The organism is Micromonospora sp. CA-263727, assembly GCF_050942455.1.
Taxonomy (GTDB): Bacteria; Actinomycetota; Actinomycetes; order Mycobacteriales; family Micromonosporaceae; genus Micromonospora.
Map to the genome: position 1 here is coordinate 1,243,613 of NZ_CP192031.1, position 15,678 is coordinate 1,259,290.

Annotated in this window: 12 protein-coding genes; 7 read left to right on the forward strand and 5 right to left on the reverse strand. The window is 72.4% G+C overall.

Annotated elements, in window-relative coordinates; genetic code table 11:
* Positions 1-14: 14 nt before the first annotated feature.
* The 4 genes from mtrB to hpf all read left to right on the forward strand — a co-directional run bounded on the left by mtrB (position 15) and on the right by hpf (position 5,140).
* A complete protein-coding gene (mtrB, locus tag ACQPYA_RS05785) occupies positions 15-1,760 on the forward strand; it encodes an MtrAB system histidine kinase MtrB (protein WP_433533391.1) in 1,746 nt (581 codons plus the stop codon).
* A complete protein-coding gene (locus ACQPYA_RS05790; RefSeq protein ID WP_433531605.1) occupies positions 1,757-3,559 on the forward strand; it encodes an LpqB family beta-propeller domain-containing protein in 1,803 nt (600 codons plus the stop codon). The genes mtrB and ACQPYA_RS05790 overlap by 4 nt, the downstream gene beginning before the upstream one ends.
* Before the next feature lie 6 nt (positions 3,560-3,565).
* Positions 3,566-4,300, forward strand: coding sequence for a ComF family protein (locus ACQPYA_RS05795; RefSeq protein ID WP_433531606.1), 735 nt, complete (start codon positions 3,566-3,568; stop codon positions 4,298-4,300).
* Between the two features lie 216 nt (positions 4,301-4,516).
* Entirely contained in the window at positions 4,517-5,140 is a 624-nt protein-coding gene (gene hpf, locus ACQPYA_RS05800; protein WP_433531607.1) for a ribosome hibernation-promoting factor, HPF/YfiA family, read from the forward strand.
* 65 nt (positions 5,141-5,205) lie between these two features.
* On the opposite strand, the gene ACQPYA_RS05805 is transcribed toward hpf, so the two are convergent.
* Positions 5,206-6,315, reverse strand: a complete 1,110-nt coding sequence (locus ACQPYA_RS05805) for a GNAT family N-acetyltransferase (protein ID WP_433531608.1) — start codon at positions 6,313-6,315, stop codon at positions 5,206-5,208.
* The gene (locus ACQPYA_RS05810; RefSeq protein ID WP_433531609.1) at positions 6,312-7,457 is read right to left on the reverse strand and encodes a GNAT family N-acetyltransferase; all 1,146 of its coding nucleotides are present in this window, start codon (positions 7,455-7,457) and stop codon (positions 6,312-6,314) included. Before ACQPYA_RS05810 ends, ACQPYA_RS05805 begins: the two co-directional genes overlap by 4 nt.
* A gap of 171 nt (positions 7,458-7,628) precedes the next feature.
* Between ACQPYA_RS05810 and secA the strand changes: the two genes are divergently transcribed.
* Positions 7,629-10,550 carry a preprotein translocase subunit SecA gene (secA, locus tag ACQPYA_RS05815; protein WP_433531610.1) on the forward strand — a complete coding sequence of 974 codons (2,922 nt, stop codon included), beginning with the start codon at positions 7,629-7,631 and terminating at the stop codon, positions 10,548-10,550.
* 127 nt (positions 10,551-10,677) lie between these two features.
* Here the strand turns inward: secA and ACQPYA_RS05820 are convergent, their stop codons facing one another.
* Positions 10,678-11,292, reverse strand: a complete 615-nt coding sequence (locus ACQPYA_RS05820) for an Rv3235 family protein (protein WP_433531611.1) — start codon at positions 11,290-11,292, stop codon at positions 10,678-10,680.
* 141 nt (positions 11,293-11,433) lie between these two features.
* The gene (locus ACQPYA_RS05825; RefSeq protein WP_433531612.1) at positions 11,434-11,661 is read right to left on the reverse strand and encodes a helix-turn-helix transcriptional regulator; all 228 of its coding nucleotides are present in this window, start codon (positions 11,659-11,661) and stop codon (positions 11,434-11,436) included.
* A 221-nt stretch (positions 11,662-11,882) separates the two neighbouring features.
* On the opposite strand from ACQPYA_RS05825, the gene ACQPYA_RS05830 reads away from it, so the two are divergent.
* Complete coding sequence (locus ACQPYA_RS05830; protein WP_433531613.1) at positions 11,883-12,401, forward strand: DUF6912 family protein; 519 nt, start codon at positions 11,883-11,885, stop codon at positions 12,399-12,401.
* Between the two features lie 89 nt (positions 12,402-12,490).
* Here ACQPYA_RS05830 and ACQPYA_RS05835 read toward each other — a convergent pair whose 3' ends face one another.
* Positions 12,491-13,624, reverse strand: a complete 1,134-nt coding sequence (locus ACQPYA_RS05835; RefSeq protein ID WP_433531614.1) for a hypothetical protein — start codon at positions 13,622-13,624, stop codon at positions 12,491-12,493.
* 300 nt (positions 13,625-13,924) lie between these two features.
* On the opposite strand from ACQPYA_RS05835, the gene pruA reads away from it, so the two are divergent.
* Entirely contained in the window at positions 13,925-15,553 is a 1,629-nt protein-coding gene (gene pruA / locus ACQPYA_RS05840) for an L-glutamate gamma-semialdehyde dehydrogenase (RefSeq protein ID WP_433531615.1), read from the forward strand.
* The last annotated feature ends 125 nt before the right edge of the window (positions 15,554-15,678 follow it).

Below are 15,678 nucleotides of genomic sequence, written 5' to 3' on the forward strand. Positions count from 1 at the left end.
TGGCCGCCTCCCCGATGCCGGATCTCGACACGACGCCCCGCATGCGCGGTGCCGGGTGGGAGCTGTGGCGTGGGCTCAGTGGCCGGGCCGCCCGATTGCTCGCCGGGCTGCACCAGACCTGGCGGCGCTCGTTGCAGGTGCGGGTGGTGACCATCACGCTGGTGGCGTCCAGCCTGCTGGTCGGCGGGTTCGCGTACCTGATCGCCGACAAGATCACCAATATCCTGCTGGACAACGCCAAGACCGACGTGCAGCTGCGGCTGACCAGCGGCGCGGAGTACGCGGCGAAGCAGTTCAGCCTCTACAGCCAGCCCCAGGAGGCTCAGCTCCAGGAGACCATCGACGGGACGGTCAACTACCTGGCCGCCGGCGGCCCGCAGCAGACCAGCGGCGTGGTGGTGGCGATCACCGCGGAGAACGACGCCGGGGTCATCGAGCCGCGTACCTCACCCGCGGTGGACGTTCGGCCGCTGATCAGCCCGGAACTGCGGGCCGCGGTGGCCGGCGGGCACGTGGCCAACCAGATCCGGACCGGCCGCGTCACCGCCGACGGGGAGACGACGAAATACCTGGTCTACGGCTCGCCGGTGCCGACCCGGTTCGGTCAGGTGGAGCTGTACTACCTCGTACCGCTGACCCTCCAGGACACGACCGCCGGTCAGGCGCGCGCCACCGTGGTGGCCACCGGGATCGCCCTGGTGCTGCTGCTCGGCCTGCTCGCCGCGCTGGTGACCCGGCTGGTGGTGATCCCGGTGCGGGTGGCCGCCCGCACCGCCCAGCGGCTCTCCGCCGGGCTGCTCGACCAGCGGATGGCGGTCAACGGCGAGGATGATCTGGCCCTGCTCGGCGCGTCGTTCAACCAGATGGCCACCAACCTGCAACGGCAGATCCTGCGCCTGGAGGAGATGTCCCGGTTGCAGCGGCGATTCACCTCGGACGTCTCGCACGAGCTGCGAACCCCGCTGACCACGGTACGGATGGCCGCCGACCTGATCTTCGCCGAGCGGGACGAGTTCGACCCGGCGGTGGCCCGCAGCGCCGAGCTGCTCCAGGCCGAGCTGGACCGCTTCGAGGAGCTGCTGACCGACCTGCTGGAGATCAGCCGGTTCGACGCGGGGTTCGCGGTGCTCGACGCCGAGCCGACCGATCTGGTGCCGGTGGTGCACCGGGTGGTGGACCGGCTCTCCGGGTTGGCCGAGCGGGTCGGGGTGGCCATCGAGCTGGACGTGCCGACCGCCCCGGCGATCGCCGAGATCGACCCGCGGCGGGTCGAGCGGGTGCTGCGCAACCTGGTCGGCAACGCCGTCGAGCATGGTGAGGGTCGGCCGGTGCGGATCACCCTCGGCATGGACGAGACCGCCGTCGCGCTCACCGTCCGCGACCACGGGGTCGGGCTCAAGCCGGGCGAGGAAAAGCTGGTCTTCAACCGGTTCTGGCGGGCCGACCCGTCCCGGGCCCGGCAGACCGGCGGCACCGGGCTGGGGCTGTCGATCAGCCTGGAGGACGCCCGGTTGCACGGCGGCTGGCTGGAGGCGTGGGGGGCGCCGGGGCAGGGCGCCCAGTTCCGGCTCACCCTGCCGGCGCGGGCCGGTGACCGGCTGACCACGTCGCCGCTGCGCCTGGTGCCGGCGGACGCCACCCTGCCGTTCGGTGCTGGGCCGGCCAGCGGCCTGCTGGCCATCGGGCCGGGTCCGGGCGGGGCGTTGGCGGTCGGGCCGGCGACGGCGGGGCCGCAGCGGCGCGCGGAGGTGGGCTCGTGAGGCGGCGGCTGCTGGGTGGCGTGCTGGGCGGAGCGCTGGTCATGGCACCGGTCGGCTGCGGCATTCCCGACCGCACCGAGGTGCAGATCGAGCAGCGCGGGCCGGCCGCCGAGACGAACTCCTCGCTGGGTCGGGGCAGCGAGCCGCCGACGCGGGAGGCCAGCGGCAGCGACGCCGAGGCGTTCGTGCGAAACTTCCTGGCCGCGGCGGCGGGCGAACCGGATCGGGCGTACGAGCGGGTCAAGCGGTTCATCACGGTGGCCGACAAGGTCAGGTTGCCGGAGAAGCAGGGCAGCGAGGTGGCGCTGTCGGTGGTGCGGCTCACCGACGATCCGATGATCGAGACGGACGTCGACAGCATGAAGGTCACCATCACCGTGCAGCAGGTCGGCCTGCTGCGGGCCAACGGCATGCTGGTGCCTCCGCTGGCCACCGAGTCGACGTACGAGTTCCGGCTGGTCAGCGCCGGCCCGGCGGGTCAGGATGACGCCGGTTTCTACGTCAGCGATCCGCCGAACGTGCTGCTGCTCAGCGACGAGGCGCTGCGCCGGTACTACCGGGCCGAGTCGATCTACTTCTGGAGTTCCGATCGCACCCAACTGGTGGCGGACCAGCGGTACCTCTCCCTGGCGGTGCCGGTGGAGCGCCGGGTGAGCGAGGTGATCCGATGGCTGACCGCGGGGCCCTCGGAGTGGCTGCGGGTCGGTGTCTCCGGCCTGCCGGACCGGACCGAAATGATCAACAATGCCACCGGCGCGGACGGCCGGTGGGAGGTCAACCTCGACATGCCCGGTGCCGACGAGGAACGGCTGGAGCAACTCGGCATCCAGTTGGCCTGGTCCCTGCGCGAACTCGACGGCACCCTGGAAATCAAGATTCTCAACCAGCCCCGCAAGGAGATCGACCTGGCCGAGCAGCGGGCATCGTTCCGGCCGTACACGCTCGACGACGATCCCCAGCGGTACTGCGTCTACGAGGGGGCGATCCACCCGCTCGCCCTGGCCAACGAGTCCGCCGGGTTGGTGCCGGTGGCCGCCGAGGCGAACCGCAACGTGGTCTCCGCGGGGCTGCGCCGCGTCGACGAGGACGTCCTGGCCGCTCTGGTGGTGGCCGGGGAGGACGGCCGGCAGCGGCTGGCCATCGGCCGGGGCCGGAACGGGGTGGAGGTCCTCACGTCCGGGCCGGACGATCACGCCGCGATGGGGCGGCCGGTCTGGATCCGCGCCGGCGTCGGCCGGTCGTACGGGTTGGTGGTCGCCGACGGCAAGCTGTACCGCTTCGACGACCAGGCGGTGATACGGCCGGTGCAGCTCGGCCTGACGGGCCGGGTCAGCGCGGTGGCGGCGGCCCTGGACGGGCACCGGATCGCCCTGATCGTCGGTGGTGCGCTGCACGTGGCCGCGATCAGTTGGGAGGGTGGGGTGCCCACGGTCGGTCCGGCCCGGCGACTGGTCACCTCCCTGGTCGATCCGACCGCGGTGGACTGGGCCGGGGAGAGCCGGCTGGTGGTGGCCGGCTCGGTCGGCCGCCCGGCGATCTACGACGTCAGCGTCGACGGCGCACTGGAGACCCCGTTGCGCGAGGACGTGGGCACCGAGGTCACCCACCTGGCCGCGTACCCCAGCACGCCGCAGGCCCCCAGCACCCCGCTGGCCGGTTCGTTCATGTACGAGGCCAACGGCGTCTCCTATCGCAGCAACCCGTACGACCGGATCCAGCGGGAACAGGTCCAGGACGTCACGCCGCCGCCGGCCGGGGTGCGTGCCGGCACTCCCACCGCGCCGTTCTTCCTCTACTGAGCCATCGTGCTGGGCGGGCTGTGGGCGGACCTGGCCGACCTGGTGCTGCCCGCCGAGTGCGCCGGCTGCCGGGAACGCCGGTCGGGGCTGCGGCACGGGGTGTGCCCGGACTGCGTGGCCACGCTGCGGGTGTTGCGCCCCGGGCCGGTGCGGCCGGTTCCGGCCCCACCGGGGCTGCCACCCTGTCATGCGTTGGGGCCGTACGGCGGGCCGCTGCGGGAGACGTTGCTGGCGTACAAGGAGCACGGCCGGCACGCCCTGGCCCGGCCGCTCGGTGCCCTGCTGGCCGAGGTGGTGGCGGCGGCGGTCGGTTCGGTGCGCCCGGTGGTGCTGGTGCCGGTGCCGGACACCCCGCAGGCGGCCCGGGCCCGCTACGGCGACCACCTCGCCCGGCTGACCCGGCACTGCGCGCGGCGGCTACGCCGGGCGGGTTGGCCGGTGCGGACAAGCCGGCCGGTACGCGCGGCGGCGCGGCCGGACTCGGTCACGCTGGACAGCGCCGGGCGGGCGGCGGCGGCCACGGCGGCGTTCCGGGTTCGGGCGGGCGTCGGCCCGGCACCCGACGGATCGTGCGTGGTGCTGCTGGACGACATCGTCACCACCGGGGCCACCCTGGCCGCGGTGAGTCGGGTGCTCGCCGTGCACGGGCTGTCGCCGTCGGTGGCGGCGGTGCTGGCCGCAACGGAAAAAAAGGCACCCGTGGTGACCGAATGTGTTTCCGTTTCACCCCTTCGTGTGTGAGCTGTGGAAATTCCCGGGTGGTCTTGGCGACTGGGGGTGACGGCCGGGCAAACAGGAGTTAGCGTTTGCCTGTCGAGGGTAGGAAGGCAATCCCACCCACCCCCGGCGGTGAAAGGAGGCGTAGCCGTATTGACCGGTCGACGCCGAGTGGGGCCATCCCCGGGACGGTGCGACCGGAGTTCTCGGATCAACGACCGTCCGAAAGAGGGAGGTCACGTGGACATCGTGGTCAAGGGCCGAAACGTCGAAGTGCCGGACCATTACCGGGTGCACGTAGCAGACAAGCTCGCAAAGATCGAACGCTACGACCACAAGCTTATCCGTGTCGATGTCGAGCTGTTCCACGAGCGCAATCCGCGCCAGGCCGACCATTGTCAGCGGGTCGAGATAACCTGCTTCTCCCGTGGCCCGGTGATCCGGGCAGAGGCGTGCACCGACGACTTCTACAGCGCGCTGGACACGGCGATCGCCAAGCTCGACGCCCGGCTGCGTCGCGCCGCCGACCGGCGTCGGGTCCACCGCGGTCGGCACGCGCCGCTCTCGGTCGCCGCCGCCACCGCCGACCTCCCGGTGACCGACCTGCCCGCGCTGACCGCGGACGCCGGCACCGCCACCGCGGTCGCCGAGCGACCGCGGGAGGAGTACGACGACGACCAGCCGTGGCACATCGCGCGGGAGAAGGTGCACTCCGCCGAGCCGATGACCATCGACGACGCCCTGTTCCAGATGGAACTCGTCGGCCACGACTTCTACCTGTTCCACGACAAGGAGTCCGGTCGTCCGAGTGTCGTCTACCGGCGGCACGCCTACGACTACGGCATCATCTCGCTGGATATCTGATGTGACAATGTCGGCTCGGGTCGGCCGCTCCGACCCGAGCCGACGACCCGCCCGAGCCGCAGTGGTCAGGGCGCCAGGTCGCCGGGGAGCAGGCCGAACACGGTCGAGTCGGCCCGGCTGCCGGCCCGGCCAAGCAGCCGCCCGCGCAGCAGCCCTTCGCGCCGGAAGCCAGCCTTTTCCAGCACCCGCTGGGAGGGCCCGTTCTCCGGCAGGGTGCCGGCCCAGAGCCGGGCCAGTCCGACCTGGTCGAAACCCCACCGGGCGAGCAGCCGCACGCTGCGGGTCGCGTAGCCGCGCCCGCGCCACTGCGGCAGCAGGCTGTAGCCGAGCATCGCCTGGCCGCCGGGCTGGTCGTGGACCAGCGCACAGCCCCCGGCGACCGCCCCCGACGCCGCGTCCAGGATGGTCATGGTCGCGACCGTGCCGACCAGCCACTGGCTCTCCGCGCCGCGACCGCGTCGGTCGACCTCGTCCCGGGTGGGCGGCTCGGGCGGTACCCGGCTGGCCACCACCTCCGGGTCGGTGTGCAGGCGGTACATCTCGTCGCCGTCGGACGGGGCGAGCCGGCGCAGGATCACCACGCCGTCGGTGAGCCGACCGCCGGGCAGGTCCGGCAGCGGGCGTGGGGAGGGTCCGGGCGGGTCGTCGGCGAGGCGCACCCACACCGTCAGGTCTCGCCGGCTGCCGTCGGCGGACCGGCCGGCCGAGCGGCGTACCCCCTCGGGTCGGAACCCGGCGGCCAGCGCGACCCGCTGGCTGGCCGCGTTCTCGACGTGGGCGAGCAGCTCCAGCCGGGCGGTGCCGGTGGCGAAGGCGTGTTCGGAAAGCGCCCGGGTGGCCGCGGTGGCCACGCCCCGGCCGCGCGCCCACGACGCGATCCAGTAGCCGATCTCGGCCTGGCCGCGCTGCGGCACCGGGTGACTCAGCCCGACCGCGCCGAGCAGCCGGTCGGTGGCCCGGTCGGCGACGGCGTACGCGGCGCCGCCAGCGGTGAACGCCGCCGGCGCGCCCGTGGTGACCCAGTGCCGGGCGTCGGCCTCGGTGTACGGGCTGGGCAGGCTGTCGAGGTAGCGCTGGACCAGCGGGTCGGCGCAGCTGGCGGCGACGTCGGCGATGTCGGCCAGGCGGAACGGTCGCAGCCGCAAGCCGTCCGCCTCGATCGTCGGCGGGGTCATGCCAGATCCTCGGCGAGCAGTGCGCCGACCCAGGCGTCGACCCGGGCGCCCCGGTGGTTGAGCCCGCCCCGGGCCGTGCCCTCGACGGTGAAGCCGGCCTTCTCGGCGACCCGGCGGGAGGCGACGTTGCCGACGTTGGCCTGCCATTCGATCCGGGCCAGCCCGAGCGCGGCGAAGCCCCAGGCGGTCACCGCGGTCAGCGCCGCCGGCTGGTAGCCCCGGCCGCGGGCGTGCGGCGCGGTCATGAAACCGACATCGGCCAGCAGCGGATCGGTGGCCGACAGCCGCAGGTCGACCATGCCGGCGTAGCGGTCACCCGGGTCGGCGATCACGAAGCTGGCGGCGGTGCCGCCGGCCCAGCCGTCCCGGCAGAGGGTCAGGAACGATTCGGCCTGGATCCGGTCGTAGTTCTCCGGGACGGTGGTCCAGCGCAGCGTGTCCGGATCCTGGCAGGTCGTCACCACCGCGTCGAGGTCGCGTTCCTCCAGCGGGCGCAGGCGCAGCTCGTGTTGCCCGGCGGTGGCGAAGAGGATGGGCTGCGGCCGGCCGAAGAGGGCGGCCCGGCGGGCCTCCATCGTGCCCGGGCCGGCCGGCCCGAAGTCGCCGGCGGCCGGCACGTCGCCGGGCAGCAGCGAGCCGAACCACTCGTAGGTGCCGTGCTCCGGGTCGGCGGCGCGCAGCCGTCCCCCGATCCGGAAACCGGCCCGGAGGGCGACCAGCCGGGAGGCGTGGTTCCCGGCCATGGCTCCCCAGAGCAGCCGCCGCAGCTTCAGTTCCTCGAAGGACCACCGGGCCACGGCCCGGACGGCCCGCACGGCGACCCCCTGTCCGCGCGCCCACGGCGCGGTCCAGTACCCGATTTCGCTGAGTTCGTGGTGGCGGTCGACGGTGTTCAGGCCGCAGGCGCCGAGCAGCTCGCCGGTGGCGGCGTCACACACCGCGAAGGGCGCACCAAGGTCAAGCTCCCACTGCCGCGCCCGGTCGGCGACGAACCGCCGCGCGTGTTCGGGCAGGTACGGGCTCGGCACGCTGGTCCAGCGCTGGATGTCCGGATCCTGGCAGGCGCGGTACACCGGGTCGGCGTCGCCGTCTCGCCAGGGGCGCAACACCAGGCCGTCCTCGATGATCTCCACGGGCTCCATTCGATCCATCGTGCCGGATCGTTCGCCCACGGCGTAACCGGAAAAGCGGGGCGCAGGTGGGACCTCGCGCGTGTTATGTCGGTTTCGCGGTCACGGAGCACCGTCACCAGTGACCATCGGCCCGGTGGAACGCCTACGATGGTTCGAGACTGTCTAGGGGAGCGTTGATCCGTGTCGATTCTGGAAAAGGTCCTCCGCGCGGGCGAAGGGCGCATGGTTCGCCGGCTGAAGGCGATCGCCGCCGCCGTCAACTCGATCGAGGACGACTACGTCAACCTCACCGACGACGAGCTGCGTGGCATGACCGACCAGTTCAGGGAACGGCTCGCCGAGGGCGAGACCCTGGACGACCTGTTGCCCGAGGCGTTCGCGGTCTGCCGCGAGGCGGCGGCGCGGGTGCTCGGCCAGCGGCCGTACGACGTCCAGGTGATGGGCGGCGCGGCGCTGCACTTCGGCAACATCGCCGAGATGAAGACCGGTGAGGGCAAGACCCTGACCTCGGTGATGCCGGTCTACCTCAACGCGCTCTCCGGCAAGGGCGTGCACGTGGTCACGGTCAACGACTACCTGGCCCAGCGTGACGCCGCCTGGATGGGGCGGGTACACGAGTTCCTCGGGCTGACCATCGGCGTGGTGCTGCCCAACCGGCCCGCCACCGAGCACCGGGCCGCGTACGAGTGCGACATCACCTACGGCACGAACAACGAGTTCGGCTTCGACTACCTGCGCGACAACATGGCCTGGTCGAAGGAGGAGTTGGTCCAGCGCGGCCACAACTTCGCGGTGGTCGACGAGGTCGACTCCATCCTGATCGACGAGGCGCGGACCCCGCTGATCATCTCCGGCCCGGCGGAGCACTCCGCCCGCTGGTACGGCGAGTTCGCCGCCGTGGTGGCCCGTCTCCAGTCAGGCAAGGACGGCGAGGGCGACTACGAGGTCGACTACTCCAAGCGCACCATCGCGGTCACCGAGCGCGGCGTGGCCAAGGTCGAGGACCGGCTCGGCATCGACAACCTCTACGAGTCGGTGAACACTCCGCTGGTCGGCTACCTGAACAACGCGATCAAGGCCAAGGAGCTGTACAAGCGCGACAAGGACTACATCGTCAACGACGGCGAGGTCCTGATCGTCGACGAGTTCACCGGCCGCATCCTGCACGGCCGCCGCTACAACGAGGGCATGCACCAGGCGATCGAGGCCAAGGAGGGGGTGGAGATCAAGCAGGAGAACCAGACGCTGGCCACCATCACCCTCCAGAACTACTTCCGCCTCTACGACAAGCTCTCCGGCATGACCGGTACGGCCCAGACCGAGGCGGGCGAGTTCAACAAGGTCTACAAGGTCGGGGTGGTGACCATCCCGACCCACCGGCCGATGGTCCGCCAGGACCGGGCCGACGTCATCTACAAGACCGAGAAGGCCAAGTTCAACGCGGTCATCGAGGACATCGCCGAGCGGCACCAGGCCGGGCAGCCGGTGCTGGTCGGCACCGTCTCGGTGGAGAACTCCGAGATCCTGTCCCAGTTGCTGCGCCGCCGGGGCATCCCGCACTCGGTGCTGAACGCGAAGTTCCACGCCCGCGAAGCGGAGATCGTCGCCCAGGCCGGCCGGAAGGGCGCGGTCACGGTGGCCACCAACATGGCCGGCCGGGGCACCGACATCCTGCTCGGCGGCAACGCCGAGTTCCTCGCCGCGAGCGAGCTGCACCAACGTGGCCTCGACCCGCTGGAGAACGCCGAGGAGTACGACAAGGCCCTCGAAGAGGTCCTGCCGAAGTGGAAGCAGGCCTGCGACGCCGAGGCCGAGGAGGTGGCCGGTGCCGGCGGGCTCTACGTGCTGGGCACCGAGCGGCACGAGTCCCGGCGGATCGACAACCAGCTGCGGGGCCGCTCCGGCCGGCAGGGCGACCCGGGCGAGTCGCGGTTCTACCTGTCCCTGCAGGACGACCTGATGAAGCGGTTCCGCTCCGGTGCGGTCGAGGCGGTGATGGAGCGCTTCAACATCCCCGAGGACGTGCCCATCGAGTCGAAGATGGTCACCCGCCAGATCAAGGGCGCGCAGGCCCAGATCGAGGGACAGAACGCCGAGATCCGCAAGAACGTCCTCAAGTACGACGAGGTCATGAACAAGCAGCGCCAGGTGATCTACGCCGAGCGGCTGCGGGTACTCAACGGCGAGGACCTCTCCGACCAGGTCCGCAACATGATCGACGACGTGGTCGAGGCGTACGTGCGGGGGGCCACCACCGAGGGCTACGCCGAGGACTGGGATCTCGACCAGCTCTGGTCCAACCTCAAGCAGCTCTACCCGGTGGGCGTCACCGTCGAGGACCTGGAGGAGGAGGCCGGCGGTTCGCGCGCCAGCATCGACGCCGACTTCCTGGTCGCCCAGCTCAAGGAGGACGCGAACGCCGCGTACGACCGGCGTGAGGAGCAGCTCGGCGCCGAGGGCACCCGACAGCTGGAGCGGATGGTGCTGCTCCAGGTCATCGACCGCAAGTGGCGTGAGCACCTCTACGAGATGGACTACCTCCAGGAGGGCATCACGCTGCGGGCGTACGCCCAGCGCGACCCGGTGGTGGAATACCAGCGCGAGGGCTTCGCCATGTTCACCACCATGATGGACGGCATCAAGGAGGAGACGGTCGGCTTCCTCTACAACCTCGACGTGCAGGTCAACGAGCCTGAGCCCGAGGCCGAGGAGGTCCAGCTGCTGGACAAGCCGGTGGAGATCCGGGCCAAGGGCCTGGGTCGTGCGCCGCAGCAGCAGGGGTTGCAGTACTCCGCGCCGACCATCGACGGCGAGGCGGGTGCCGGTGGGGTCGCCGTGCAGCGCGACGACCAGCGTGCCCCGGCGCTCGGCATCGGCAGCCCGGAGCCGACGGGCCCGGGGCGGACTGCCCCGACCGCGCCCCAGCGGCCGGCCAGCGGCCTGCGTGGCCCGGGTGTCGCGTCGACCACCGCCCGTCAATCGGCGGCCCCGGGGCAGGCGAGCGCCAGCAACGGCCCGTCCCGCAACGCGCCGTGCCCCTGCGGCTCGGGCCGCAAGTACAAGCGCTGCCACGGCGCACCGGGCGGCACCTCGGCCAGCTGACCGAGGCCGGGCCGGTAGCCGACCGGTCCAGGCGCTCACCGTGACGATCTGACGGAGCCGTGGTCCTCAGTGACCACGGCTCCGGCGCGTCCGGGCCAAGGCGGACCTGGCGGGTGGGGCCTCAGGCTCAGAGGACGCGTAGGTCGGTACAGAGCCAGTTGCCGCGCCGGTGTTCCAGGCGCAGCGCCATCGCCCAGCTGCTGCCGGCGGTGCCACTGAGCACCGCCGCGGCCTCGATGGCGGCGGGGCGAGGCTCGCAGACGCGGAGCCGGCGCAGCCGGAGGCCGGGGCGGGTCGAGCGGCGACGCGTCGGGCTGTTACGGGCGGTGGCCCGGGCCAGCTCGGGCAGCAGCTGCGCGGACCGGGCCGGATCGAGTTGACGCCGGAGCTGCACCGGCGGCCGGAAGCCGTTGAACACCTCAAGGCAGCTGGCGACGAAACGGTGGGCGACGCGGGTGGCCGCCGGGGTGGCGGTGGCCAGGGCACCGGGCGGCAGCTGCCGGACCGGGTCGTGGCCCGGCCGGACGGGCACCGGCCGCCCTGCGCTGCGCCGGGCGGGTGGCCGGTCGGGCTCGCGCGGGATGGGCCAGTGCTGGACGGTGAAGAGGTCGAGGGCGAGCTGACCATCGCCCGGACCGGGCCAGCCGGCCGCGCTCTCATCGAGGAAAGGCAGGTCGAACGCGGGCGCAGGCCGTAGCCGCACGGGTGGACGGGCCGGTCCGGGCCGCCGGGGGTCGGTCATCGCGCTGCCCCTCACTCCTCGTGCTGACCGTTGATGCTCGTGTTGGCCATCAATCTCTTTGTTTGCTTTCGTTTGCCTCCGATAGGGTTCATTCTCGGCCATGGCAGAGCTTGTGGTCAATGGCTGGGTGGGGTCGGGCGGCTACTCGGGGTCGCGCTCGGTCAGCGGGTTGCCGCGTACCCACTCGGCGGTCTCCGCGTACTTGTGCTGGATGTATTCCTCCAGTCGGGCGCGTTCCACCCGCCACTGACCCCGCCCACCGATCTTGATCGCGGGCAGTTCGCCACTGCGCACCATGTGGTAGACCTGCGAGTCCGACACGTTCAGCTCGGCGGCCACGTCGGACAGGAGCAGGAACCTCGGCTCCACGAAAGCTCCCCGGGTTGGCGTCGTTTGCCTCAGTTTGCCATTGCTGGACCCTTCCGGCGTAACCTACCGGGGCTGGCCAGGCGCGGTCGACTGGCGCATCGGACACACCGGTCCGCCGCCGGAACTTCCACCGGGACGGGTGCCGGGTGTATGACGGTCACGGCGTACGGCGTGCGCCCGGCCGGCGGCGTCGGCGGCCAGCGGAGCGGAGGAGACCAACGGTGACCCACGAGCTTGTCCGGGTGTACGTGCCGGCAACCGTGCCGATGCTGGCCAGGCTGCCAGAGCACGGCCTCGCCGCAGCGCAGGCGCACGCGGTGACCCCGACACTGCGCGAGTGGTACGCCGAGGGCGACGAGGAGGAGCTGGAGTACGTCGCCTTCACCAGGGCCGCCCAGGACGCCCTGCAACTGATTCGCCACGACCCCGGCGCGCCACGCCGACGGGTGGTGGTCTCGGCGGACCTGCCCGCCGCCGCGCTCGGCCGGGGCGACGGGGAACTGGGCTCCAGCGTGCTGGAGCTGCGCGAGGCGGTGCCGGCCAGTGCCGTGGCCGCCATCCACGTGGACGGCGCGGAGGCCATGCCGGACGTGGCCGCCGCCGCGAACGTGGTGGTGGAGGCGTTGGCCGGCGACCCGGACGCCCAGTTCACCGTCGACGGTGCCGAGGACCACGAACTGGAGTGGTACGACCCGAGCGAACTGGAGTCGCTGCTGCGCGCCGCTTCCGGGCAGAGTTGACCGCGCCGCCCCCGGGCAGAGTTGACCGCGTCGTGCCCGGCCGCGTTGCCCCCGGCCGGAGCTGATCGCGCCGCTCTGGCCAGTCCTGGTCAGCGGGCGGTGGTGCCGGTGGCCGGTTCGTCTGCGGTGGCCGGCTCGGCGTCGTCGTCGCGGGCCGGGCCGAGGGTGCGGCCGAAGGTGACCAGCGCGGTCAACGCGCCGACGAAGAGCACCCAGATGCCGTTGTCGACCCGCGAGGTGCCCATCGAGGTCTGCGCCACCGCGTCCGCCTCGCTCAGCGCCGCGGCCAGGTCGATCAGCGAACGCCCACCGACCCGGATGATCACCTCGGTGAGCAGGAGCAGGAGCCCCGGGCCGGCACCGGCGACGAGGTACGCCGGCCAGCGCAGCCCGCTGGCACCGCTGCGGGCGGCCCGCCGTCGCGCCCAGGTGAGATAGCCGAAGGCCAGCCCGCCGGCGACCAGCCCGGCGAGCAGCGACTCGGTGCGGGAGACCCAGGTGGCCGCGCTGACCAGCGACTGCTGGCTGTCGCCGGCGCCGAAGAGGTCGAAGAGCGGGTCCCGGGCCACGCTGAAGGCCACGACGAAGAGCAACGTGCCCAGCGCGGCGGAGGCCACCGCACCGATCACCGCGCCGGTGCGGGCACCGGCCAGCGCCCCACCGATGATGGCCGCGGCGGCGGTGGTGCCGGCGATCGTGCGAGTGGTGGTGTTGTCGGCGTAGCTGAGGTCGATCGCGAGCGCGGCGCCGAGCCCGACCAGCAGGCCGGCGCCGACCGCCACCGCGAATCGCAGCGTCACCCCGTCGCGTCGGCGGGTGACCGCCTCGCCGGCCGCCAGCCCCACCGCGGCACCGGTCACCAGCGCGGCCGAGATCACGCCGGGCAGCGCGAAGGCCGACAGGCTGACGGCGGTGACCCCGGCGGTGGCCGAGTTGATCGCCTCCCGGGTGGACCAGAGCATCGCGGCCAGCCAGCCCACCGCCAGCAGCGCCAGCGGCAGGGCGCCCGGGGCGCGCGCCGGGGCACCCGCGTCGGCGCCGGCCGGGCCCGGGTCCGGCGAGGTGGTGCCGGCCGGGATCGGGGGCGTGGCGTCGTCGCCCGCTGCGTCGGTGGCGGTACCCGTCCGGTCGGCTGGCGCGGTGGCCGCCGTCCGGTCGGCCGGAGCGGTGGTCTCCGGCCGGTCAGGCTGCGCGGCGGTCGACCCGCCGGGCTGGTTGCTCATCGTCTTCCCTTCGCCGCCGGGCCGACGACCTGGCCCGGGTACGTCACCGGCAACCCAGCGTACGCGGCCACCCGGTGCCGGAGCCCGAACCCCGCTCGCCGCCGGCCGGGCCTGCCTTCCTTCGGTCAGGCGGGACTCCTGAATACGAATCCGTCCCGGACGCGGGTGGATGCCTCCTGATCAACGGCACCCTTGCCGGCCAGGGTGTGATCGACCACCGGTGGGCGTGGGAGGATTGGGCGAGGCCCCGCCGTGTCGGGGCCGGTTTCGCCACCGCTGTCGAGATCGCCAGGAGCCCTGATGGACGCCGTGTTCTCCGTACCCGAGCCACACAACGAGCCGGTGCACACCTACGAGCCGGGCAGCACCGACGCCGAACGGCTCCAGCGGCGACTCGCCGAGCTGGCCGCCGAGCGGATCGACCTGCCGATGACCATCGCCGGCGAGCAGCGGATGGCCGGCGGCGCGCCGATCCAGGTGGTGCAGCCGCACCGGCGCGCCCACGTGCTCGGGGTCACCGGGCACGCCACCCACGACGACGCCCGGGCCGCGGTCAGCGCGGCCAAGCAGGCCGCACCGGGCTGGCGGGCACTGCCCTTCGAGGAGCGGGCCGCGATCTTCCTGCGCGCCGCCGAACTGCTCGCCGGCCCGTGGCGGGACACCCTCAACGCGGCCACCATGCTCGGCCAGTCGAAGACCGTCGTGCAGGCCGAGATCGACTCGGCCTGCGAGTTCATCGACTTCCTCCGGTTCAACGTGCACTTCGCCCGCCGGCTCCTGGCCGAGCAGCCGATCTCCTCGCCCGGGGTGTGGAACCGCTTCGACCACCGGCCGCTGGAGGGCTTCGTCTACGCGATCACCCCGTTCAACTTCACCGCGATCGCCGGCAACCTGCCCTCGGCGCCGGCCCTGCTCGGCAACACGGTGGTCTGGAAGCCGGGCCCGACGCAGCAGTTCGCGGCGCACTTCACCATGCGGCTCTTCGAGGCGGCCGGCCTGCCGCCCGGCGTGATCAACATGGTCACCGGGCGGGGCGAGGAGGTCTCCGACGTGGTGCTGGCCGACCCGGACCTGGCCGGCATCCACTTCACCGGCTCCACCAAGGTCTTCCAGCACCTGTGGCGCACCGTCGGGGAGAACATCGCGGCCTACCGGGGCTACCCGAGGCTGGTCGGTGAGACCGGCGGCAAGGACTTCGTGGTGGCACACACCAGCGCCGACGTCGACGCCCTGCACACCGCGCTGATCCGGGGCGCCTTCGAGTACCAGGGCCAGAAGTGCTCGGCGGCCTCCCGGGCGTACGTGCCACGGTCGCTCTGGGCGGGCGGCCTGCGCGACCGGCTGGCCGCCACCGCCGACGGGCTGGCCTACGGCGACGTCACCGACTTCCGCAACTTCGGCGGCGCGGTCATCGACGACAAGGCGTTCTCCCGGCACACCGCCGCGCTGGAGCTGATCTCGACCGACGACAGCTGCCGGATCATCGCCGGCGGCACCGCCGACGACTCGGTCGGCTGGTTCGTCCGGCCGACGATCTTCGAGTGCGACGACCCCGCCCACGAGACCTTCACCACCGAGTACTTCGGGCCGATCCTCGGCGTGCACGTCTTCGACGACGCCCGCTTCGACGAGGTGGTCAGCCAGGCCGAGTCGATCGCCCCGTACGCGCTGACCGGGTCGATTTTCGCCACCGACCGCCGGGTGGTCGACGCGGTGGCCGAGAAGATGCGGTACGCCGCCGGCAACTTCTACATCAACGACAAGCCCACCGGCGCGGTGGTCGGTCAGCAGCCCTTCGGCGGCGCCCGGGCCAGCGGCACCAACGACAAGGCCGGTTCCTGGCACAACCTGGTCCGCTGGATGTCCCCCCGCACGCTCAAGGAGACCTTCGTCCCCCCCACCACCCACACCTACCCCCACATGCACTGAGATGTAAGGAGGGGCCCCCTATTAACGCCTGGTGTATAGGAGGGGTCCCCTCCTAACGGGGTGTCGGGGCGACGGCGCTGGTGGACCGTCGCGCGCCGACAGTGCACATAGGAAACCCCAATGGG